General features: G+C 65.2%; 21 protein-coding genes. 20 read left to right on the plus strand and 1 reads right to left on the minus strand.

The genetic code is table 11. The annotated features are described in order from the left end of the window. Nucleotide 1 precedes the first annotated feature (1 nt). The 20 genes from flgF (at nucleotide 2) to flaF (ending at nucleotide 21,077) form a co-directional block, all read left to right on the plus strand. Nucleotides 2–718: a flagellar basal-body rod protein FlgF gene (flgF, locus tag K419_RS0108090; RefSeq protein WP_026841147.1), complete on the plus strand. Its 717-nt coding sequence runs from the start codon at nucleotides 2–4 to the stop codon at nucleotides 716–718. A gap of 84 nt (nucleotides 719–802) precedes the next feature. Beyond that, nucleotides 803–1,591 carry a flagellar basal-body rod protein FlgG gene (gene flgG / locus K419_RS0108095; RefSeq protein WP_015839044.1) on the plus strand — a complete coding sequence of 263 codons (789 nt, stop codon included), beginning with the start codon at nucleotides 803–805 and terminating at the stop codon, nucleotides 1,589–1,591. A 5-nt stretch (nucleotides 1,592–1,596) separates the two neighbouring features. After that, nucleotides 1,597–2,337: a flagellar basal body P-ring formation chaperone FlgA gene (flgA, locus tag K419_RS0108100; protein WP_026841148.1), complete on the plus strand. Its 741-nt coding sequence runs from the start codon at nucleotides 1,597–1,599 to the stop codon at nucleotides 2,335–2,337. Next, nucleotides 2,338–3,030 (plus strand): flagellar basal body L-ring protein FlgH, encoded by a 693-nt coding sequence (locus tag K419_RS0108105; protein WP_012532188.1) that lies wholly within the window; start codon nucleotides 2,338–2,340, stop codon nucleotides 3,028–3,030. It begins immediately after the preceding gene. Between the two features lie 104 nt (nucleotides 3,031–3,134). Next, nucleotides 3,135–4,214 carry a flagellar basal body P-ring protein FlgI gene (locus K419_RS0108110; protein ID WP_035497025.1) on the plus strand — a complete coding sequence of 360 codons (1,080 nt, stop codon included), beginning with the start codon at nucleotides 3,135–3,137 and terminating at the stop codon, nucleotides 4,212–4,214. Nucleotides 4,215–4,234: 20 nt separating this feature from the next. Beyond that, entirely contained in the window at nucleotides 4,235–4,597 is a 363-nt protein-coding gene (locus tag K419_RS0108115; RefSeq protein ID WP_026841151.1) for a rod-binding protein, read from the plus strand. Further along, entirely contained in the window at nucleotides 4,587–4,889 is a 303-nt protein-coding gene (flgM, locus tag K419_RS0108120) for a flagellar biosynthesis anti-sigma factor FlgM (RefSeq protein WP_026841152.1), read from the plus strand. The genes K419_RS0108115 and flgM overlap by 11 nt, the downstream gene beginning before the upstream one ends. Nucleotides 4,890–4,901: 12 nt before the next feature. After that, nucleotides 4,902–5,399, plus strand: a complete 498-nt coding sequence (locus tag K419_RS0108125) for a flagellar protein FlgN (RefSeq protein WP_026841153.1) — start codon at nucleotides 4,902–4,904, stop codon at nucleotides 5,397–5,399. Nucleotide 5,400: 1 nt separating this feature from the next. Continuing rightward, entirely contained in the window at nucleotides 5,401–6,846 is a 1,446-nt protein-coding gene (flgK, locus tag K419_RS0108130) for a flagellar hook-associated protein FlgK (RefSeq protein ID WP_026841154.1), read from the plus strand. Between the two features lie 9 nt (nucleotides 6,847–6,855). Beyond that, complete coding sequence (flgL, locus tag K419_RS0108135) at nucleotides 6,856–7,776, plus strand: flagellar hook-associated protein FlgL (protein WP_026841155.1); 921 nt, start codon at nucleotides 6,856–6,858, stop codon at nucleotides 7,774–7,776. A 190-nt stretch (nucleotides 7,777–7,966) separates the two neighbouring features. Further along, entirely contained in the window at nucleotides 7,967–8,224 is a 258-nt protein-coding gene (locus K419_RS0108140) for a flagellar FlbD family protein (RefSeq protein WP_035497027.1), read from the plus strand. A gap of 114 nt (nucleotides 8,225–8,338) precedes the next feature. Further along, nucleotides 8,339–9,103, plus strand: a complete 765-nt coding sequence (locus K419_RS0108145; RefSeq protein ID WP_026841157.1) for a flagellar motor protein — start codon at nucleotides 8,339–8,341, stop codon at nucleotides 9,101–9,103. After that, on the plus strand, nucleotides 9,104–9,865 hold the full coding sequence (locus tag K419_RS0108150) for a flagellar motor protein MotB (RefSeq protein WP_026841158.1): 762 nt from the start codon (nucleotides 9,104–9,106) through the stop codon (nucleotides 9,863–9,865). It begins immediately after the preceding gene. Nucleotides 9,866–10,070: 205 nt separating this feature from the next. Next, nucleotides 10,071–11,129, plus strand: coding sequence for a glycosyltransferase family 4 protein (locus K419_RS0108155; protein ID WP_026841159.1), 1,059 nt, complete (start codon nucleotides 10,071–10,073; stop codon nucleotides 11,127–11,129). Beyond that, nucleotides 11,119–15,471: a tetratricopeptide repeat protein gene (locus K419_RS0108160; protein ID WP_026841160.1), complete on the plus strand. Its 4,353-nt coding sequence runs from the start codon at nucleotides 11,119–11,121 to the stop codon at nucleotides 15,469–15,471. The genes K419_RS0108155 and K419_RS0108160 overlap by 11 nt, the downstream gene beginning before the upstream one ends. Continuing rightward, nucleotides 15,468–18,488, plus strand: a complete 3,021-nt coding sequence (locus K419_RS0108165; RefSeq protein WP_226377653.1) for a tetratricopeptide repeat protein — start codon at nucleotides 15,468–15,470, stop codon at nucleotides 18,486–18,488. Before K419_RS0108160 ends, K419_RS0108165 begins: the two co-directional genes overlap by 4 nt. A gap of 196 nt (nucleotides 18,489–18,684) precedes the next feature. Continuing rightward, nucleotides 18,685–19,503, plus strand: coding sequence for a flagellin N-terminal helical domain-containing protein (locus K419_RS0108170; RefSeq protein ID WP_026841162.1), 819 nt, complete (start codon nucleotides 18,685–18,687; stop codon nucleotides 19,501–19,503). A gap of 56 nt (nucleotides 19,504–19,559) precedes the next feature. Further along, nucleotides 19,560–20,303, plus strand: a complete 744-nt coding sequence (locus K419_RS0108175; protein WP_026841163.1) for a hypothetical protein — start codon at nucleotides 19,560–19,562, stop codon at nucleotides 20,301–20,303. Nucleotides 20,304–20,308: 5 nt separating this feature from the next. Further along, a complete protein-coding gene (locus K419_RS0108180; RefSeq protein ID WP_012532173.1) occupies nucleotides 20,309–20,698 on the plus strand; it encodes a flagellar biosynthesis repressor FlbT in 390 nt (129 codons plus the stop codon). After that, nucleotides 20,688–21,077: a flagellar biosynthesis regulator FlaF gene (gene flaF / locus K419_RS0108185; protein WP_012532172.1), complete on the plus strand. Its 390-nt coding sequence runs from the start codon at nucleotides 20,688–20,690 to the stop codon at nucleotides 21,075–21,077. Before K419_RS0108180 ends, flaF begins: the two co-directional genes overlap by 11 nt. A gap of 128 nt (nucleotides 21,078–21,205) precedes the next feature. Here flaF and K419_RS0108190 read toward each other — a convergent pair whose 3' ends face one another. Continuing rightward, on the minus strand, nucleotides 21,206–22,975 hold the full coding sequence (locus tag K419_RS0108190; RefSeq protein WP_026841164.1) for an O-linked N-acetylglucosamine transferase, SPINDLY family protein: 1,770 nt from the start codon (nucleotides 22,973–22,975) through the stop codon (nucleotides 21,206–21,208). Nucleotides 22,976–22,977 lie beyond the last annotated feature (2 nt).

The raw sequence follows: 22,977 nt of genomic DNA on the forward strand, positions 1-22,977 counted from the left end.
CATGAACAGCGGCATATATGCGGCCCTTTCCGGGAACCTGTCGGCGCAGCGGCGCCTGGACGTGATCTCCAACAACCTGGCCAACTCCAACACCTCCGGTTTCAAGGCGGACCAGATCCAGTTCGAAAGCGTGCTGGCTAATGTCAAAAACCCGACACAGCAGGCGCCAGTTTTCAGTAACGACCGCTACTCCACCGACTACTCCCCCGGCGCCCTGCAAAGGACGGAGAACGCGCTCGACCTGGCGCTGGACGGTGACGGCTTCTTCGTGGTCAACACCCCGCAGGGCCCGGCCTACACCAGGCAGGGGAGCTTCTTCCGCAGCCAGGCCGGCCGCCTCGTGAACGCCGACGGCTTCGAGGTGCAGGGAAGCGGCGGCTCCATCGCCATCGGCGGCGGGAAGGTGGAGGTCTCCGGCAACGGCGAGGTAGTGGTGAACGGCGCGACCGTGGGGACCCTCTCCAAGGTGGATTTCCCCAAGCCCTACCAGCTGACCAAGATCGGCGGGGGGCTCTTCGTGCCGGCGAACCCGCAGGCGGCGCCGGCCCCGACTCAAGCCTCGGTTAAGCAGGGGTACCTGGAAAGCTCAAACGTCAAGGTGGTGGTCGAGATGGCGCGCATGATCGAGGCGAGCCGCTACTTCGAGACCTGCGCCAAGGCGGTGAAAAGCTACGACGACATGACCGCCAGGGCGGCGAACGACCTGGGCAAGGTGTAGGGCCTGAGAGCGGCCCGATGTTGATTTAAAGCGACAGGAACGGAAACGCCGACCGAAACCGGTTCCGGCGTTAAGGAGAAAAAAATGATCAGGGCCCTTTGGACCGCAGCATCCGGGATGCAGGCACAGCAGCTCAACATAGACGTGGTAGCGCACAACCTGGCCAACGCCGCGACCACCGGCTTCAAGAAAAGCCGCGCGGACTTCCAGGATCTCATGTACCAGACCGAGAAGACCACCGGCGCGCCCGCCACCAACGCCACCACCATCCCGACCGGGATCCAGGTGGGCCTGGGTGTCAGGCCGGGTGCGGTGACCAAGGTCTTCACCACGGGTAACATCATCGCCACGGGGAACGAGCTCGATCTCGCCATCCAGGGGGACGGCTTCCTGCAGGTGCAGCAGTCCGACGGCTCGACCGCCTACACCCGCGCCGGCGCCCTGAAGCGCGACGGGCAGGGGAGGGTGGTCACCTCGGACGGACAGCCGGTGATCCCGGAGGTGCTCATCCCCAGCAACGCCACCCGCGTCACCGTCGGGACCGACGGTACCGTATCGGTGCAGCAGGCGGGGCAGACGGCGGCGACCACGGTAGGGACGCTGCAACTCGCCTCCTTCTCTAACCCCGCAGGCCTTAACGCCATCGGCAAGAACCTCTTCCTCCCGACCGACTCCTCCGGGGCCGCCACCACCGGGACCGCCGGGCAAAACGGCCTGGGGACCATCGAGCAGGGGTTCCTCGAGAACAGCAACGTGAGCATCATGGAAGAGATGGTCAGCATGATCGTCGGGCAAAGGGCCTACGAGATCAACTCCAAGGCGATCCAGGCCTCCGACGAAATGCTGCAGCAGGCAGCGGGCCTGAAGAGGTAATTTTGATGCGTCTTTTGAAAGCCATGCGGCTTTTGGCCGCGGCCGCCTCCCTTTCCCTTTGCGCCACCGCGTTCGCGGCGACCGCTCCGGCCCCCCAGGCCGCGCAAAACCTGGTCACCGAGGCTACGGTGCGCGCGGCTATCTCCGATTACCTGATGCAGAAAGCGGCCCCTCTGGCCGCCCGGGTTTCCGTGAAGAAGATCGGGTTCAACGGCGATCTCAAGCTTCCCGCAGGAAAGGTGAGCTTCGAGGTGGTGGCTCCCGAGCGCTGGGAAGGGTACGGCAACGCGTCGGTCGCCCTGGTGGTGCGGGTGGACGACCAGGTGAAGCGCAACCAGACGGTACAGGTCGAGGTCGAGGCGCTCGCCGATATGGTGGTGGCGGCAAGGACCCTGGAGCGGGGCGAGGTGCTCTTAGCTTCCGATCTCTCGGTCGCCAAAAGGGACTTGAGCCTTGCGCGCGGCGGCTACCTGAAGGAGCCGGACGAGGCGGTAGGGCTCAGGGTGAAGTCGACCATGCGGGCCAACACCCCGGTCAGAAAGGACAATCTGGAAAAAGTGCCGGTGGTGAAGAGCGGGCAGATGGTCACCATCCTGGCGGAGAACGACGTGGTCAGGGTAACGGCGAGCGGCCGGGCCAAGGGGGCGGGAGCCCCGGGCGACGTCATCACGGTGCAGAACCTCTCCTCGCAAAAGGAGATCGCGGCGCGGGTGGTAGACGCGGCCACGGTAAAGGTGGACTTTTAGATGTGGAAGAAAAATAAAGCGCAAATAAAGGCGGCGGCCCTGGGGCTGCCGCTATTGCTGCTTGCGGCGTGCGCGCACCAGAGCGCGGAGGTGCAGACCCCGACCTTCGACCAGCAGATACCGGCGCCCCAGGTAAGCTACGCCTCGGGCTCTTTGTGGCAGGCCTCCTCGACGGGGCTCGCCGAGGACATGAAGGCGCGCCGGCGCGGCGACATCATCACCGTGGTCATCTCCGAGAACGCGAGCGCCAGCAAGAAGGCCTCCACCGGGACCAGCCGCGGCTCCTCGATCAGCGCGGGCATCCCCAAGCTTCTGGGGCTGGAAACCACCGCGATCAAGAACTGGGCCGACCTCTCGGACCTCTTGAACGCAAGCTTCAGCTCCAAGTTCGACGGCAGCGGTTCCACCTCGCGGCAGGAGACGCTGCAGGCGACCATCTCGGCCAAGGTGGTCGACGTGATCCCCAACGGCAACCTCCTCATCGAGGGGAGGCGCAACGTCAAGGTGAACAACGAGGACCAGATCATCATTTTGACCGGTACGGTGCGCGGGCGCGACGTCAGCGCCGACAACACCATCAGCTCGGCTCTCATCGCCGACGCGAAGATCGCCTACTCCGGCAAGGGGATCATCAGCGACAGGCAAAAGCCGGGGTGGCTTCTTAACGCGTTGGACAAGATATGGCCGTTCTAGAGCGGGATTATTTGCGGGGTGAGGTCGCGGACGTTGTCAAGAAATCGACACAGGCGCCGAAGAGTGTTCAGGTGGAACCAGTGAAAGTCAATCTCCGATGGAAAATGTTACTGCTGCTGGTCCTTTTGCTGCTGCCGCAGGTAGTCTTCGGCGCGCGCATCAAGGACATTGCGGCGTTCGACGGCGTCAGGGAAAACCAGCTGATCGGCTACGGCCTCGTGGTCGGCCTGAACGGTTCCGGCGACTCGGACCAGACCAAGTTCCCGGTGCAGTCGCTGGTCGGCGCACTGGAGCGGATGGGGATCACCGTGAACCGCAACGACATCACGGTGAAGAACATCGCGGCGGTCATGGTCACGGCCCAGCTCCCCCCCTTCGCCAAGCAGGGTAACCGGCTGGACGTCCTGGTCTCCTCCATGGGGGACGCCAAGAGCTTGGCCGGCGGCACCCTGATGATGGCCCCCTTGAAGGGTGCGGACAACCAGGTCTACGCCGTGGCGCAGGGGGCGGTACTGACCAACTCCTTCTCCTACGGCGGGCAGGCGGCCAGCGCCATGAAGAACCACCCGACGGCGGGGACGGTCCCGGGGGGGGCGCTCATCGAGCGCGAGATCCCGAACGTTTTGGCCAACCGCCGCGAATTGAAGCTCAACCTGCACCAGTCCGACTTCACCACCGCATCCCGGGTGGCGAGCGCCATCAACGAGCGCTTTCAGGGACCGGTGGCGAGCCTCACCGACCCGGGGAGCGTGCAGATCGCGGTACCGTCCGAGTACCAGGACCGGGTGGTCGAATTCGTCGCCAACCTGGAGCGGCTCGAAGTGAACCCCGACGTCCTGGCGCGGGTGGTGATGAACGAGCGGACCGGCACCATCGTCATGGGTGAGAACGTCCGCATCTCGACCGTGGCGGTATCGCACGGCAACCTGACCGTCGTGGTCAAGGAGACCCCCAAGGTCTCCCAGCCCAGGGCGCTGGCCCAGGGGACCACCACGGTGGTGCCGAGGACGGACCTGAGGGTGGCCGAGGAGAAGGTGAACCTCTCCATGGTCAGGGAGGGGGCCAACCTGGGAGAGGTGGTGCGCGCCCTGAACACCCTGGGGGTAACGCCTAGGGACCTGCTCGGCATCATGCAGGCGATCAAGGCCGCAGGCGCCCTGAACGCCGAGCTGAGCGTGATGTAGCCCGGTGCAAAGGAGCTGACATGGAGATCACGGCTATTCCTCAGCATGCCCTCCCGGTCGAGGACCCCAGGGGGAGGCGCCCCGAAAAAACGGGAAACGGCGGGGGAGAGACCCCGGCCCAGGTCAAGAAGGTGGCCCGCGAGTTCGAGGCGATGTTCGTCTCGATGATGCTCAAGTCGATGCGGGAGACCGTCGGCAAGGACTCACTCACCGGCGGCGGGCGCGGCGAGGAGACCTTCCGCTCCCTTTTGGACCAGGAGTACGCGAGCGCCGCGGTCGCAGGCGGCGGCATCGGCCTGGCGCAGACCCTGGAGAGGGAACTCTCCCGCACCACGCAGGGATCGAAACCGGTTCCCGTGAAGGGGGTGCCCGATGCGGATTGAAGGAAGCGCGTACGTAGTCGACATCTCCCGGTCGCAGGCGCTCAAAAAGAACGAAGCCGCGCCCCAGCTGGTGCAGGGGGCGCGCCCGGCGGCGCGGGTGCTCAGCTTCGACCGCGTGGAACTCTCTCCGCAGGTGCGGGAGATGCAGAAGCTAAAGGGTGAGTTGGAATCGCTTCCCGAGGTCAGGCTGGACCGGGTGGCGCTCGCGAAGCAGCAGCTGCAAAACGGCGGCTACCGCGCGGAGCCGACGCTTTTGGCGCAAAAGATGATGGACGCGTACAAGACGCGTTAAGGGGGATAGACGATGGAGCCAAGGATAGCCGAACTGATTGCCGCCCTTTGCGAGAAGGGGGTACTCATGGACCAGTTGCAGGGGTTGTTGCGGGAGGAGCAGGAGTGCATGTCCTCGCTCGACCTGGCCAGGATGGAGGAAAACCAGCAGGAGATCGCCGCGGGGATGCAGCGCATGGCGAGGCTCTCCACGCAGTGCCAGGAGATGATCGCCACCATCGGCACGGAGCTCGGGATCCCCGGCAACAAGACCCTCACCCCGATCATCGAGAAGCTGGCGGAACCCGAAAAGCTCGCGCTGAAGGACGCGCAGCAGTCGATTCTCTCCAACGCCCAGGCCTTCAACGGCGCCCTGGCGCTGCACCAAAGGCTGATCGAGGACTCGCTGAACCTGGTGGGGCGCTCGGTCAACTTCTTCAACCGCCTCTTCAATCCCGGGAACACCTACGGCATGGCGGGGGCCCTGGTGAACGGCCGCGGTTCCAGCGGCTTCGTAAGCAAGGAGATCTAGCATGGGCATCGGCACACTCTTCGACATAGCCTCCTCCGGCGTCACCGCGCAGCGGCTCGCCATCGAGGTGACCGGCGAGAATATCGCCAACGTGAACACCGAGGGGTACTCGCGGCAGCAGGTGATCATGGAGACCAAGCCGGTCACCACCGCCAACGGCTTCCCCCTGGGGACCGGCGTGCAGATAGCCGCCGTGCAGCGGACCTACGACAACATGCTGCAGCTGCAGATGGTGAACGGCAACAGCAGCTATCAGGAAAACCTCGCCAAGCAGACGGCGCTGGAGCAGATCCAGCCCTCCTTCAACGAGGTGACCTCGGACGGCCTTGGGAAGGCGCTGGCGAACTTCTTCGGCGCCTGGCAGGACCTGACCACCAACGCTTCCGGCTCCGCCGAGCGGCAGGCGCTCATCACCAGGTCGCAGATCCTCGTGGACTCCTTCCACCAGATGGATTTCACCCTGAGCAAGGTGGCGAGCACCGCGGACAGCAACCTGGTCGGGATCACCGCCGAGGCGACCGACAACGCGAGAAACCTCGCCCTGGTCAACACCCAGATCCTCGCCACCGCCTCGGTGGGAGGCAACGCCAATGAGCTTTTGGACCAGCGCGACCTCCTCTTAAGAAAACTCTCCCAGCAGGTCGCCATCACCTCCACCATCAACGCCGACGGCACCGCCTCGGTGACGCTGGCCGGGGGTGCCCAGATAGTGGACAGCACCAGGTACGCCACCCTCTACACCAACGCCACCGGCGTCCCGGCCGCAAACGACATCATGCTTTCCGGACTGGGTAACCCTCCCCCCGCCAACGTCCCCGCCACCGACACCCTGGTCGCCACCGTCGGCGACGGAGCCACCGTGGGCGGGAAGCTCGGGGGGACCATGCAGGTGCGGGACGGCATCGTCCCCGGCTACCTGGCCCGGCTGAACGAGATGGCGGACCAGCTGGTGACCCGGGTCAACGCGCTGCATTCGACCGGTTACGCGCTGGACGGCACCACCGGGAACGACTTCTTCGCCGCGGCCGGCTTGAGCGCGGGGACGATCGCGCTCGACGCGGGGCTCACCGGGACCAAGGTGGCCGCGGCCTTCCCGACCGCCACCGACCCGATACCGACCAGCAGCGGGAACAACGTGAACGCGCTCAAGCTCGCCGCTCTCGGCAACCAGAGCGTCCCCTTCATCTCCGGTAAGGCGAGCTTCGTCAACAACTACAACTCGCTGGTGTCGCAGGTGGGGGTGGATACCGAGGGGACGCAGAACGTAGCCGGGCAGGGGGCGAGCTTCCTGAAGCAGTTGAACGCGCTAAGGGCCTCCAACTCCGAGGTGTCGCTGGACGAGGAGCTCACCAATCTGACCAAGTACCAGCGGGCCTTCCAGGGCTCCGCCAAGGTGATCAGCGCCGCCACGGACATGCTGGATATCGTCCTCGGCATGGTGCGATAGGAGACAGCGATGAGAGTAACCCCGGGTATGACCGCCGAAAACGCACTCTACAACCTGCAGAAAGGGCGCTCCAGTATCGATACGCTCCAGGAGCAGGTCTCCTCCGGCTTCAACATCAACAGGCCGAGCGACGACCCTCTCTCCGCGCGCCAGCTTCTCGACCTGCAGGAGCAGATAGCCGCCGGGGAGCAATACAGCTCCAACATCACCAAGGCGGACCTCTTGCTCGATGTCACCAGCACGGCGCTGACCAGCATGTCGGGCCTTTTGCAGCAGGTGAAGAAGATCGCCGGCGACATGGTGAGCGGCACGCAGGATCCCACCACCGTAAGCGGCGCGGTAACGAACCTCACCCAGCTCAAAAGCCAGCTGATCGACATGGGGAACACCCGCTTAGGCGACCAGTACGTCTTCGCCGGCTTCAAGAACACCCCCCCCTTCGATACCCTGGGCAACTTCAGCGGCACCGACGACGTGGTGAATGTGGAGATCGCGCCGGGGAGCAACGTGCCGACCGGCGTTTCCGGGGGGAAACTGCTTTTGGGGGGGACGCCGCCGGCGGCGGTGGGCAGCGGCGCCACCGCGGGGACGAGCCCGGTGAACATCCTGGGGACCATTGACGCCCTGATCACCGCCATTGGCGCCAACGACAAGGCGGGGATCGCCGACGGCGTGAAGAACGCAGCTGCCGCCGCGCAGCAGGTCTCCACCGCGATCAGCGACGTGGCCGGGCGCCAGGTGCGACTGGACAACATGAAGACCATGATCGCCAACAACCAGAACACGCTGAAGAACATCTACGGCGACATCCAGAACGTCGACTACGCGAAGATCGGGGTGCTCCTCTCCCAGAAGACCACCGCCTTCAACGCGGCGCTCTCGGCGACGGCGAAGCTTTCCCAGCTCTCGCTTTTGGACTACATGAGGTAGCCGTCGCGTTTTTTCACGGTGAAAAAGGGCCGAGCGACCTGGCCAAAGGCTCGCCCGGCCTTTTTAAATGGCCGTCGCTTCACCAACCGCGAGGGATTCGCGGGTCGGGCAGATAGAGCTAAAGCTTTTCCGGCGGCGTCCGAAACGAAAAACATGGGCTGCAAGACAGCAACCTAGCATGGGGGGACGCATGATCAAGGTGACTACGCGCGACGGCAGCGAGATGTACCTGAACCCGGACCTGATCGAGATCATCATGGAGACTCCGGACACCCACATCACGCTCTCCAACGGGAACCGGTACCTGGTCCTGGAGCCGGCGAAGGTGGTGATCGGGCGCATCGCCAATTTCAAGGCGCACCTTCTCCGCCGGGCCGCGTCGAGCGTCGCCAAGGGGTACCTGCGCCGCAGGGACGCGGAACGGTATCATCCGAGCTGCACCCTGTAGTCTTCTGACACCACACACCTTCCCTGCGGGAGCGCGAAAGCGCTTTCACAAAACGGCCGCTCCGGATTCGCGGGTGTGCCGGAGACCGGGGGAGCGCAAGCCGGGAAAACATCCATGGATTTATCGACCATAATCGGAATATTACTGGGGATCGGGGCCGTCTTCGGCGGAGCCGCCCTGGAAGGGCTGCACATGTCGGCCCTGCTGCAGCCCACCGCCGCCATCATCGTCCTTGGGGGCACCGCTGCGGCCACCCTCGTCAGCTACCCGTTACCGACGCTGCTCACCGCGCTGAAGGACCTGAAGAAGGCCTTCATACCCCCCAACGAGGATCCGGAGGGGGTGATCAAGAACATCATCAACTACGCGGCCAAGGCGCGCAGAAACGGCCTCATCTCGCTGGAGCAGGAGGCCCAGACCGTGAAGGACTCCTTCACCAAGAAAGGGATCTCCCTGGTCGTCGACGGCATCGACCCGCAGAAGCTGCGCGAGACCATGGAGATAGAACTCGGATCCTTCGAGGCGCACGCCAAGGGGAGCGCCGAGGTCTTCGAATCCGCCGGCGGCTTCGCCCCCACCATCGGCATCATCGGCGCGGTACTCGGCCTGATCCACGTCATGAGCAACCTTTCCGACCCCTCCAAGCTGGGGGGAGGGATCGCGGTCGCCTTCGTCGCCACCATCTACGGCCTGATGACCGCCAACATCTTCTGCATCCCCTTCGGCACCAAGCTGAAGCACCGCCTGAAGGAGGAGCTTTTGCAGAAGGAGATGGTGATCGAGGGGCTGATAGCCATCCAAAACGGCGAGAACCCCCATTTCATAGAGCAGAAGCTGCGGGCCTACCTGCACGACGGCGGCGAGAAGAAGGGGAAGTAAATGGCCAGGAAGAAGGAGCACGAAAAAGAACCGAATCACGAGCGCTGGCTGGTTTCCTATGGCGACTTCATCACCCTATTGTTTGCCGTCTTCGTCACGCTCTACGCCATGAGCCAGACCGACAAGAAGAAGGCGGAAGAGGTGCTGCAGTCGATGCGGGAATCGTTCGGCTACAGCAGCACCTCCGCCGGGGCGAAGCCGACCGTGATCGACGCCGGTTCCATGAGCGTCATACCCTCGATGCACCGTTTGACCCAGGCCCCGCAGCGCGGGAAGAGCAGGGGAGGGGAGAAGGATTTCCGCGCCACCAAGACCGCCATAGAGGCATATCTTCTGAAGGTGGGGGCGCAGGCGAAGGTAAGCGTTTCCGTCACCCCGCGCGGGTTGGTGGTGAGCCTCAAGGAGGCGGGTTTCTTCGATTCCGGCAGCGCCACGCTCAAGCAGGACTCCTACGCCTTGTTGAAGGACGTGGTCAGTTCGCTCTCCAGCTATTCCAACGGGATTCGGGTCGAGGGGCATACCGACAACATGCCGATCAGTTCCGCCTCCTTCCCTTCCAACTGGGAGCTCTCCACCGCGCGCGCCACCAACGTGCTGCAGTACCTGACCAAGCAGGCCGACTTCGATCCCTACAGGATATCCGCGGCCGGTTACGGCGAATACCGACCGGTAGCCGACAACAGCGATGCCGAAGGGCGCGGCAGGAACCGCCGGGTAGACATCGTGCTTCTCTCCGAGCAGAGCGAGCGCAGCGAGCCGTAAAGGGCGCGCCGCGACAGCCAGCCTGTTGAACCCCTCCGACCTGTCTGACCAGTCCGATGACACTCTTCGTCAAAAAAGTGACCCTAGGGCGCTCTTTACCACTCCAAAGCCGCGATTTCAGCAGCTTGGACCCACTTGCCGTCTGTGGTACGGTAGTTGCTGGCATGGTGTGGGTTTTTTCCATCATCACTGCGAGGTTCAGCCAATGAAAGTATCGATGCCTGCCGGGGCGATGCACGGGTGGGGGATCGCCGGCAGCTACCTGGAGCGCGAGATCTCCAAACTCCCCGGCATCGAGGGGGTGACGCTGCACTGCATGACCAACACCCTGGCGCCGCTGCGCCCGGAGAACTGGGACTCAATCAACATCGGCTACTGCTTCTTCGAGGACAGCATCGAGATCCTCAACTTCACCCGGAACGCCGCGAGCAAATGGGATTTCATCGTGGCGGGCTCCAAGTGGTGCGAGTACCAGCTGAGGATCGGCGGGGTGAAAAACACCTGCACCATCCTTCAGGGTATCGACCCCGCCAACTTCCACCCGGTCCCCTACCCGGCCGACGACCGCTTCGTGGTCTTCTCGGGGGGGAAATTCGAACTCCGCAAGGGGCAGGACCTGGTGATCGCCGCCATGAAGGTGATGATGCAGCGGCACCGCGACGTCTTCCTCTCCTGCAGTTGGACCAACCAGTGGCCCTTTTCGCTCGCCACCATGAAGTCATCCCCCTACATAACCTACCAGCATGACGAGGAGAACTTCCTCGACCTCCCGGGTAGATGCGTACTCGACAACGGGCTGGACCCGGCCCGGGTGGCGGTGCATCCCCTGGTGAACAACACACTCATGCGGGAAATCTTCGCCGGGAGCCACGTCGGCCTCTTCCCCAACCGCTGCGAGGGGGGGAACAACATGGTGATGTGCGAATACATGGCCTGCGGCAGGAGCGTCATCGCCTCGGATACCAGCGGCCACGCCGACGTGATCAACTCCGACATCGCCTACCCCCTAACCCGCTACCGCCCCATGGTGGTGGCGACCCAGGGGGTGCAGACCGGGGTTTGGGAGGAGCCGCAGGTGGAAGAAATCATAGAGCTCCTGGAACTCGCCTACCGAAACCGCGGCGAGCTTCCCGCCAAGGGGGCGCTGGCGGCCAGGGAGATGGAGAAGCTCAGCTGGAGCGCGGCGGCCCGTCAGTTCCACTACGTCGCTACCAGACTCGCCAACCAGGCGGAGCTCTCCAGGATGCAGCAGGATGCCTGCTGATTCCCGCGCGGATAGCCCGGCCGAGACGTTCGCCGCGGCCCTCGATCTGCAGAAAAGCGGTCACAAGGACGAGGCCGAGCGGCTCTACCGCGCCCTGGCGGCATCGGGGGGGGAGTTCGCCACCGACGCCTGCATAAACCTGGGGGCGCTCCTAGACGAGAGCGGGCGCGCCGAGGAGGCGCTGGGAAAGTACCGCGAGGCGCTTGCCCTGCGGGAGGGGGACCCGCTCGCCCTCAACAACGCCGGCTCCACACTGTTCAAGCTGGGGCGCTTTCATGAGGCGGCGGAGCAGTTCCGCCATGCCCTGGAGCGGGCCCCGGATTCCCTGGAGGCACAGGTGGCGCTCGGCGCAGCGCTGCAAAGGGAAGGGGATCTCCCCGCGGCGCTCGCCGTTTTCCGCGATCTGGTGGCGCGGCGTCCGGATTGCGCCGAAGCGCACTGGAACCTGGCGCTGGCGCTCCTGCTGGCGGGGGAATTCCGCGAGGGGTGGGCCGAGTACCAGTGGCGCTGGCGCAGGGAATCCTTCACCTCCCCCCGGCGCGAGTTTGTCGCGCCCGCCTGGGACGGCACGCCTCTTGAGGGGCGCCGCATCCTGGTGCACGGCGAACAGGGGTTGGGGGACACCATCCAGTTCGCCCGCTACCTCCCCATGGTCGCCGCTACGGGGGGCGTGGTGGTGGCGGAATGCCAGTCCCCCTCCCTGGTGCCGCTTTTATCCGGCATCCCCGGCGTCGCCGAGACCTGCGTCATGGGGGAGGCGCTTCCCCACTTCGACCTCGAGGCGGCGCTTTTGTCGCTCCCCCACCTGTTCGACACCACGCTGGAGAGCGTCCCGAGCGGGGTCCCCTACCTGGCGCCCCCGGAGGAACGGATGGCGCCCTGGCGGGAGAAGGTGGCGGCGGACCTGGGGTTCAAGGTGGGGCTGGTCTGGGCCGGGAAGCCGGTTCCCGACCCGTTTCGCTCCTGTCCGCTCGCGGCGCTGGCGTCCTTGTTCGACATCCCGGGCGTGAGCTTCTATTCGCTCCAGGTAGGGGAGGAGGCCACGCAGGCCAAGGAGTTTCCCTCCCTCATCGATTTCACCCCCTCCATCGCGGACTTCGGCGACACCTCCGCTCTCATCGCGCAGCTCGACCTGGTCGTCTCCATCGACACCTCCGTGGCCCACTTGGCCGGTGCGCTGGCGAAGCCGGTCTGGCTGCTCCTCCCCAAGGCGGGCGACTACCGCTGGCTCACCCAGCGCGAAGATTCCCCCTGGTACCCGACCATGCGCCTTTTCCGGCAGAAGCTGCAGGGAGAGTGGGGGGAGGTGATCGAGCGCGTGAAGGGGGAACTGGGAGAGGCTGCCTGGGGCTTTTTGGAAAAAGCTGCCCTGGCGCAGCCGTTCAACGGCCGCAGACACTACCTCTGCGGGCTCTTCCTCTCCTATAAAAAAAGAGAGCGCGAGGCGACGGTAAGGTACAGCAAGGCGGCGCAGTTGATGCCCGGAAGCTGGGAGCCGCACTACGCGCTCGCCTGCTCGCTGCAGCAGCTGACGCGCCTTGCCGAGGCGAAGGAGAGCCTTCTGGCGGCACTCGCCCTGGAGCCGCGGCTTTCCCTCTTGCACGAGGCGCTCGGCATCCTGTGCCAGATGCAGGACGACCCCGAAGGGGCGGCGCGCGCCTACCGGGAGGCGCTGGCGCTCGACCCGGACGCGGTGAAGGCACGCTACAACCTGGCCACGCTCTGCAAGGAGCAAGGGCTTGCAGCCCAGGCGCTGGAAGGTTTCCGCGAGGTGGTGCGGCGTGCGCCGGAGCATGCCGACGCGCATTGGAACCTGGCGGTGATGCTCCTCATGACCGGGGAGTTCGCCGAAGGTTGGCGGGAGTTTCCCTGGCGCTTCAAAAAGAGCCTCCTTCCCCCGGCGCGCCGCTGGGAGGAGCAGCCGCGCTGGGACGGCTCCCCGCTTCTCGGGGCGACCATCCTGCTCTACGGGGAGCAGGGGGGCGGCGACACGCTGCAGTTCGTGCGCTACGCCCCGCTGGTGGCGGAGCGCGGCGGGCGGGTGCTTGTCGAGGTGCAGTCGCGGGGGCTCATCGACGTGGTGGCGACAGTAGATGGCGTCAGCGGCGTCTTTGCGTGCGGCGACCCGATCCCCGCGTTCCAGTGCCAAGCCTCGCTGATGGATCTTCCCGGCATCTTCGGGACTGAGGCCGCCACTATCCCGGCCGCCATTCCCTATCTCGGGATCGACCCCGGGCGCAGCGACTCGTTGCGGGATCTCTTCGCAGGGGAAGGGTTGAAGGTCGCGCTGGCGTGGCGCGGCAACCCGGCCCACGGCAACGACGCCAATCGCTCGATACCGCTTGCCAAACTCGCCCCGCTGGCGGAAGTCCCCGGCGTGAGCTTCTATTCCCTGCAAGTGGGGGAGGCCGCGCGGGAGGAGCTTCCCGGCCCCTTTCCGATCGTCGACCTGGCACCTAAGATCAAGGATTTCGCCGACACGGCCGCCCTTGCCGGAGAGCTCGACCTGGTCATCTGCGTCGACACCTCGGTGGCGCATCTGTGCGGCGCGCTCGGAGTGACGGTATGGCTCCTGGTCCCCCTGGTGCCGGACTGGCGCTGGGGGCTTGGCCGCGACGACTCCCCCTGGTACCCGACCCTGCGACTTTTCCGGCAAAAGCAGCAGGGAGATTGGGAGGAGGTGGTGGCGCGGGTCAAGGAGGCGCTGGCCCGAAAGGCGTCCCCCGCTTACGTTTCCCCGCGGGCGCTCCCAGCAGAATCCCGGGCGCAGGCCGAGATCTGGAACAATCGGGGGTGCGCCGAGGATGGCGAGGGCTGCCATCTGGAAGCGGTGGAGAGCTACCGGAAGGCAATCGCCCTCTCCCCCGATTTCATGCCCGCCCACTACAACCTCGGCAACAGCCTCTTCGCCCTGGGTAGAAGCGGCGAGGCGGCGGAGAGCTACCGCTGGGCCCTCGCCCTCGATCCCGCCCTGCCGCAGGGGTGGCACAACTTAGCGCTTGCCCTCAAGGCGCAGGGGGCCGTCGACGAGGCGTTGCATGCGCTGAGAAGGGCGGTGCGGGTAGCACCCGATTACCTGGAGGCGCGGCATACCCTGGGCCAGCTGCACCATGAGCGGGGCGAACTGGACGAGGCAGTGGCCTCTTTCCGCGAGAACCTCTCCCGCGATCCCGGCTACCTCCCCTCCTGGAACGCGCTCGGCATCTCGCTGCAGGTGCTGGGGCTCCTGGAGGAGGCGGTCGATTGCTACCAAAAAGCGCTCGCCCTGAAGCCGGACTACCTGCACGCCCTGAACAACCTGGGTACGGCGAGCAGGTCGCTCGGGCTTTTGGCGCAGGCGAAGAGCTGCTATGAGAAGGTGCTGGAGCTCGACCCGGAGTACGCCGACGCCCGCTGGAACCTGGCCCTGGTGCAGCTGCAACTGGGAGAGTACCGGGAGGGGTGGCAGGGATACGAGTGTCGTTTTTCCAAGGTGGATCCCATCCCCAAGCTGGAATTCGCCCGGCCGCTTTGGGACGGCGGGAGCCTCGAAGGGCGCACCATACTTCTCACCAGCGAGCAGGGGTTCGGCGACACCTTCCAGTTCGTGCGTTACGCCAAGCTCCTGGCGCAGGGGGGCGCGACTGTGCTGGTGCAGGCGCAGAGCGAGGCGATCGCGCCGGTGATCGCCACGGTCCCGGGTGTGGCCCGCGTGCTGGTCCGGGGGGAGCCTCTCCCCGAGTTCGACTGCCACGCCCCCCTGATGAGCCTGCCGCATCTTTGCGGGACGGAGCTTGCGAGCATTCCCGCCGAGATACCCTACCTTTTCGCCGATCCGGCGCTGGTTAAGAAGTGGAGCCCGCTCCTCACCGGTGAGAGGCTCCGGGTGGGGCTGGTCTGGGCGGGGAGGAAGAGCTACAAGGACGACCTGAAGCGCTCGCTGTCGCTGCCGCTTTTCGCGCCGCTCTCGAACGTATCCGGGGCCGATTTCTTCGCCCTCCAGGTCGGGGACGGGGCGGAGCAGGCGGCCTCGCCGCCGCCGGGGGTTACGCTCACCGACCTCGGGCGCAACATCAGGAACTTCGCCGATACCGCCGCGGTGCTTACCCAGCTCGATCTCGTCATCACGGCGGACACCGCGGTGGCCCATCTGGCGGGAGGGCTCGGGGTGCCGGCCTGGGTCCTGCTCCCGGTGGGATGCGACTGGCGCTGGCTCACCGAAAGGGAAGATTCCCCCTGGTACCCGGGCGCGCGGCTTTTCCGGCAGACGCGCCGCTGCGACTGGAACGAGGTGCTGCAGCGCGTCGCCGACTGTCTGGCTGCGGTGGTCTCGAAGGGGCGGCAAGGGAACGGGGAGAGATGATGGACCGATACGCGCAACTGAACCAGGCGCTGAGCGAGAACCGGGCGGAGCTGGCACAAGATATTTGCCACGACCTTTTGCGCGCGGAGCCGGAGAACGTGGAGCTCTTGACGCTGGTGGGCCTTCTGGCCTACCGGCGGGGAGATCTGGAGGAGGCGCTGCAGGCGTTTTCCCGAGCCGCCTTCCTGCAACCGGAGAGCGCCGAGCTGCGCAACAACGTAGGAGTCGCCTACCAGGATCTCAACTGCCACGACAGCGCGGCGCTCCACTTCCGGGAGGCACTCTCGCTCAGGGAAGAGTACCCCGAGGCCCGCTGCAACCTGGCGACCGCCCTTTTGCACCTGGGGGAGGCGGAGGAGGCGATCCGCAACTACTGCGACGCCATCGCCGCCGCCCCCGGTTATGCGGACGCCTACCACCTGCTGGGGAACGCGCTGCGCCGCCAGGGGGAATGGGAAGGGGCGGTGCAGTGTTACCAAAAGGCGCTCGAGCTCGATCCCGGAAACCTGAAGACGCTGGTCAACCTGGGGGGCTCCCTCTTCACCCTGAACCGGTTCGAGGAGGCGATCGCGGCCCAGCGCCGGGCGCTTTTGATCGACCCGGACCACGTCGACGCGCACTGGAACCTGGCCTTGCTGCTCCTGACCACCGGCAATTACCGGGAGGGGTTTCGCGAGTACCAGTGGCGCCTAAAGGACCCCGCCGCCGGTTTCCCGGAGAGCTGCGCCGGGAAGAAGCCGTGGGACGGCTCCGCGCTTTGCGGCCGTACGCTTCTTTTGCGCTGCGAGCAGGGGTTCGGCGACACCATCCAGTTCTTCCGCTACGCCCAGTGGCTTTCGCGCCGGGGGGAGCGGGTGGCGCTTGAGTGCCGCCGAGAGCTCCTGCCGCTTTTAGCAATCCAGGAGCCGGCGCTAACCTGCTTCGCCGCCGGCGACCCTCCCCCTCCTTTTGACTGCTTCGCCTACCTGATGAGCTTGCCGCACCTCTTGGGGACCTGCGTCGAGACCATACCGCCGCAAGAACCGCCGCTTCGTGCCGACCCCGAGCGGGCCGCTTGCTGGCGCGACTGGATCCCAGGGGGGAGCACGAAGGTGGGGGTGGTCTGGGCCGGGAGCGCCGGTTACCGAAACGACCGCTACCGCTCGCTGCCGGCGCGGGCGCTGGCATCCCTCGCCGGCCTCCCCGGGGTCAGGCTCTACAACCTGCAGCTTCCCGCAGCCGCGGACGACCTGGCCGCCATCGGGGAGATCTGCGACCTGACCGGCCGCATCAGGGATTTCTCCGACACCGCCGCGCTCATCGAAGAGCTGGACCTGGTGGTCTCGGTGGATACCGCCGTGGCGCACCTGGCCGCGGCCATGGGAAAGCCGGTGTGGCTGCTGCTCCCCTTCTCCTGCGAATGGCGCTGGCTTTCCGGGCGCAGCGACTCTCCCTGGTATCCCTCGGTTGCCATCTACCGCCAGCCGTCCTTCGGGGACTGGGAGGGGGTTATCGCGGCGGTGGCTGCCGACCTCGCGGCCTGGCCCGCGCGCGCTCAAGCCGAAGCGCCCCGCTCCCCCGCACCGGCCCCGCTCAAGGCGGCGCCCGGGGGGGAAGACCCGAACCTGGAGTTCCGCCGGGCCAACGCCCTGCGCGCCGAAGGCGACCTTGCCGGCGCAGTCGCGCTCTACCGGTGCCTGCTGGAGCGGCTCCCCGCATGCGCCGAAATCCACAACAACCTGGGGCTCGCGCTGCAGGACCAGGGGCTCGACCCTGAAGCGGAACGGAGCTTCCGGCGGGCCCTGGAACTGAAACCGGAGCTGGCCGACGCCCAAAACAACCTGGGGACCCTCCTGGTCGCGCGGGGCGAGCATGACGAGGCGCTCCCCTTTTTCGAGAGGGCGCTTAAGTTGCGCGGGGACTACCTCCCCGCCCACGTGAACCTCGGTTCCTGCCTGCAGGTGCTGGAAGAGCCGGAGCGCGCCGTCGAGCTCTACCGCCGCGCCATCGCGCTCGAACCCGGCTTTTTCGAGGCGCGCATCAACCTCGGCACCGCCTACCAGGACCTGATGCAGCCCGAAAAGGCGATCGAGACGTACCGGGAGCTCCTGGAGCTTGCCCCGGAGCACCCGGAGGCCCACTGGAACCTCGCCTTGAGCCTTTTGTCGGTAGGCGATTTCAAGCGGGGGTGGGAGGAGTACGAGTGGCGCCTGGCTAGCGGGGAATCCACCCTCTCCCCGCTTCCCTACTGGCGGGGGGAGGAGCTCTCCGGCCGGAGCATCCTGGTCGAGTGCGAGCAGGGGCTGGGAGACACGCTGCAGTTCGTCCGCTACCTCCCCCTGCTCGCCGAGCGCGGCGCTGAGGTGCTGCTCAAGTGCCAGCACGCGGGGCTCAAACCGCTGCTGGAGCGGGTCCCCGGGGTGGCGACTGTCGTGGTTCCCGGCGAGGAGCCGCCCCGCTGCTCTTTCCGGGTAAAGCTCTTGAGCCTGCCGCACCTTTTCGGCACCACCTTGGAGGCCATGCCTGAATGGCACCCTTACCTCCTTGCCGACCCGCGCCGCGGGGCCCTTTGGGAGCTGTTGCTCGACCAGGGAAGCGACCTCAAGGTGGGGCTCGTCTGGCGGGGAGGGCCGCTTCCTAGAAACCGCGCCTGCCCCTTCGGCGAATTCGCCCCCTTGGGCGACCTGCAGGGGGTCGGCTGGTTTTCGCTGCAGTTGGGCGAGGCGCCCGACTGCAGCGTCCTGGAGGCGGCAGACCTGGCGCCGCAGATACAGGATTTCGGGGATTCTGCGGCAATCCTCTCCGGGCTGGACCTGCTGCTGACGGTGGACACGGCGGCAGCGCACCTGGCGGGAGGGATGGGGGTGCCGGTGTGGCTTTTACTCCCCTTCTCCTGCGACTGGCGCTGGATGTCCGGGCGGGAGAACTCCCCCTGGTACCCGACGCTGCGCATCTTCAGGCAGGGGCGCCCGGGCGACTGGCCGGGGGTGATGGGGCGGGTCCGCGAGGCGCTGGAGGAGATGCTGAGGCGTCGATAATTTGACAAAAATAATCGTATGTGGTCGATTTTCCGCTAAAGTTCTGGGGCCGCGGTGTCGATATTCTTTACAAAAGCGCAGAACGCGCTCGGCGACGAAGCTCATTTGCCAGTCGTCGTAGAGGAATGTAGAAGACACCGTCGCAGTTAACCAACCGGCAAGAATGCCGGAAACAACCCAGAAAAGGAGAATTACCATGGCAACCAACGAAATTTCGCTCACCGCAGGCATGAGGACCAACCTTCTCAACCTCCAGAACACCAGCAACCTTCTGAACAGGACCCAGCAGAGGCTGTCGTCCGGCAAGCAGGTCAACAGCGCGCTCGACAACCCGACCAACTACTTCGCAGCGCAGAACGCTAACCAGCGCGCCAGCGACCTCGCAGACCGCAAGGACGGCATGTCCGAGGGCGTTCAGACGGTTTCGGCGGCCAACGCAGGTATCACCGCGATCACCGGCCTGATCAACGCAGCGAAAGGTATCGCACAGTCGGCACTTTCCACCAGCGACACCCTCACCAGGTCCAAGCTGGCGACCCAGTACGACACCATTCGCAGCCAGATCGACAACATCTCGTCCGACTCCGGCTACCGCGGCCTGAACCTGTTGAGCGCCACCAACACCCTGACCGTCAACTTCAACGAGAACGCGAGCTCCAGCCTCAACGTCGTCGGCTTCCTGGCCACCTCGTCCGGTCTTAGCATGGGCGCGAACAGCGGCTCGTGGGCCACTGCCTCGGACATCACCACCGACACCGCGAAGATGGATACCGCAATCTCGACCCTGAGGTCCAACACCCAGACCCTGGCAGCTAACCTGAACATCATCACCACGCGTCAGAACTTCACCGACTCTATGATCAACACCCTGCAGACCGGTGCGGATAACCTGACCCTGGCCGACATGAACCAGGAAGGCGCCAACATGCTGATGCTGCAGACGCGTCAGAGCTTGGGCACCACCTCGCTCTCCATGTCTTCGCAGGCAGCACAGGCCGTCCTCAGGCTGTTCTAACGTGAGCTTCGCGGAGCGGGGTGACCCGCTCCGCACCTCCTTACAGGGGGTGACAAATGTTAGTGGATCGATTGCAACCCGAAGACGTTTCTCTTCAGACGACGCCTTCTCTCCCCGACTCTCCCTCGAGTACCGCCCAGAGCCTTCCCAAAACCCCCCGACCCGGCGCAGACCCCGTATTCGCAGACCAGGTGCAGGTTCCCAACGGCAAAGACGCCAAGCTGGGTGAAATAGCCTTGCAAAAGGAGCTTCGCAACCAAACGGCTGCCGCCATTCGAGCTACCGACCAGGCGGCCGAGGTTCTGGGCCAAAAAATTGACGCCGCGAAGAAGCCGCTCCAGACGATCGTGAAGAACTTCCCCCCGTTCTCCGAGGAAGACAAGGAAAGGATGGAGCTTTTGAGGAGCTACACCGGGATCCGCAAGGAGATCGACCAGCTCACCATCCCTGCACCTCCCTCCGTCGTCGAGGCCCGCAAAGAGCTCCCCCTCCCCGAACCACTCGGCCTGAATCCGGACGACAGTCAAATTGCTGACCACGTAGCCAAACTTGACGCGGCTTACGAGGCGATTTCCGGCTTGAGAAGCGGCCTCGCCGCCGAAACCGGCGCTATTTTGCGCGACGGGCGCTTCGCCGACATCTTTTCGCAGCCAAAAGGGGGCTCCTGGGGCGATATCGGGGCCGGTTTGACCGAATCGGCGGCGGCTGAAAAAAGTGCCGAAGTTGGCCAGCAATTTGCAGAATCGGTTAGGCAGGGGGTGACAGCACAGTACCCTCAATTCCTGAAAGGGTTGAGCTAACCGACATGTCCCTGAAAATCACCTTGAAGAACAACGAGCGGCTCGTTATCGGCGGCGCTGTCGTCAGAAATGGCGGCAAGGGATGCGTTCTCTTCATCGAGAACACGGTTCCCATCCTGCGCGAGAAGGACATCCTGGGCGAGAAGGACGCCACCACGGCGTGCAAGCGGGTCTACTTCACGATCCAGCTCATGTACATCGACGAGCCGAACGTGCCCCAGTATGTGAAGGCCTATTCCGAGCTCGCTACGGAGATCCTGAACGCGGCCCCGAGCACCAGGACCTTAATCGAGCAATTGAACGAACGGATCGAGGGCGGGAACTACTACCAGGCTCTCAAAATTGCGAAGAATCTCATCGAGTACGAAGAGGAGCTACTGAAAAATGCAAACTAACAACGCGATCAAGGAGTACGTAGGTATCCAGAAGGAAAGCATGTCGGGGAGGGAGCTGGAGGCATCGGTCCTGACCAAGGCTGGGCTCATGCTGAAAGCCGTCCAGGATAACTGGGATGCCCCCGACCGCGAAGCGAAGATGCTCGAGGCTATCAAGTACAACCAGAAAGTCTGGAGCTTCTTCCAGGCCGAACTCTCCGAGCCCGGACATCCCATGCCCAAGAAGCTGCGCGAGGACCTCCTCAACCTGAGCCTCTTCGTCGACAAGAGGTTCTTCGAGGTGATGGCCTTCCCGTCCGCGGAGAAGCTCGGCATCGTCGTCGACATCAACTTCAACATCGCCGCCGGCCTCAGGACCAACCCGGATCCCGAGCTCTGATCGCAAGCCATGGGCAGGGGATGCCTCCATCCCCTGCGTCCGCTTCACCCGCCCCCCCCGCAGGCGTCCGAGCTCCGCACAGCCCGCTACAGACGAAAGCGCCGAAACAAGGCCTTGAACCTGACCCGCTAACGCACACCGCGCTCCTTGAGGATCCCCTCCAGCGCCGCTTCCAACTCCCGCGTCACCCCCGCAGCGTCCAGAAGCGGCGATGCCGAGAGCCTTTCCCGCGCCCCCATCCTCAACTCCAAAAGCCTTTCCCGATCCGCCGCCATCCGCCGGGAGATCTCCAGGTATTCCTCCTCGTTCTCGGCCACCAGCTCGTCTAGCCCGCAGTTGGCGAGGATGCTCGCCCCGGTCCGCGCCGCGTGCCTCGTACCCGCCAGGGTCACCACCGGGACGCCCATCCAGAGCGCCTCGCAGGTGGTAGTGGTGCCGTTGTAGGGGAAGCTGTCGAGGGCGATGTCGACCCGCCCGTACTGCGCCAGGTGCGCCGAGCTCTCCGGCTCTCCCGGGTGCAGCTCGACCCTTTCACCCCCTATCCCTCCCGTGGAGAACTGTGAGGCGATCCTCTCCCGCACCGCGCTGTCCTCGAACGGCCTCCCCTTCAAGAGCAGGCGCGATCCTGGGACGGCATGGAGCACCCGGCACCAGAGGAGAATCACCTCGGGGGTGACCTTGGCCAGGTTGTTGAACGAGCCGAAGGTGACGGCGCCTGTGGCAAGACACGGGGGAGGAGCCACTTCGGGGGCGTCTGCCGGCGGGAGGAAGCAGCTGAAGCTGCGCGGGAGCCGGAGCAGTGTTTCGGTGTGGTAGCGCTCGCTTTTCCCGGGGGGGTCGGCATGGCGGTCGGTGATCCGGTAGTCCATCTGCTTGAGACCCGTGGTGTCGGGGTAGCCGATCCAGGTGATCTGCAGGGGAGCGGGCCTGCGGGCGAAAAGCGGGAGCCGGTTCCCCGCGGTGTGGCCGGCGAGATCGATCAGGACGTCGAGGGCGTCGGCGGCGATCATCAGCGCCGCGATCTGGTCCGGGATGTTGTACAGGTCGCGCCAGTGCTCGCACAACCCCTTTATCCTCTCGGTGACCCGGTCCGGGCGGGGAAGGTTCGCGTAGCAGAAGATCTCGAAGCGTTCCCGGTCGTGTTTCTTCAAGACCGGCTCGATGAAGGAGGCGACGGCGTGGCTGCGGAAGTCGGGGGAGAGGTAGCCAATCCTGATGCGCCCGCCTCGGCGCGGGACGGAAGGGGAAGGGGGGGGGCGGAAGGGGGCGCTTCTCGCGGCGCGCAGGTGCTCGGCGAAGATCTGCCGGTCGGAGAACTGCGGAGAGTAGTGCAGCGCGAACAGTAGGTTCTGCCGCGCGTCCAGGTGCTGCGGGTCCAGGCGGAGCACCTGCCGATAGGCGCCGGTCGCCTCCAGGCTTCTCCCCTGGTAATGGAGCACGTTGGCGTAGTTGTAACGAAGCCGCACCGATTCGGGCTCCAGCGCGATCCCCTGGGACAGAAGCGCCTCAGCCTCGGCAAGCCTCATCCCTTCCTTGAGGAGCAGGGCGAGGTTCACCCGCGCCTCCTGGAACCGGGGATCGATGCGGAGCGCATCGCCGTAGCATGCCGCGCCCTGTTCCCGATCCCCCATCTGCTGCAGGGCCACCCCGAGGGCGTTCAGCGCCTTGACGTCCTCCGGTTCGGCCCTAAGCGCCTGCCTCAGGAGCTTCGCCGCCTGATCCGGGTACCCCTGCTCCCCGACCAGCACGGCAAGGAGGTACCAGCCGCGCGCGCAGCCCGGATCTTCCTGTACCAACTGCTGCAGTTGGGTGCGCGCTTCCTCCTGCATCCCCTTCTTGAGCAGCAGCTCCACGTACTTGAGCCGCGCTAGGCTCTCTGTGCTTTCCTGGTAACCCACGC

Source organism: Citrifermentans bremense R1 (assembly GCF_000426865.1).
GTDB classification, from domain to species: Bacteria; Desulfobacterota; Desulfuromonadia; order Geobacterales; family Geobacteraceae; genus Geomonas; species Geomonas bremensis.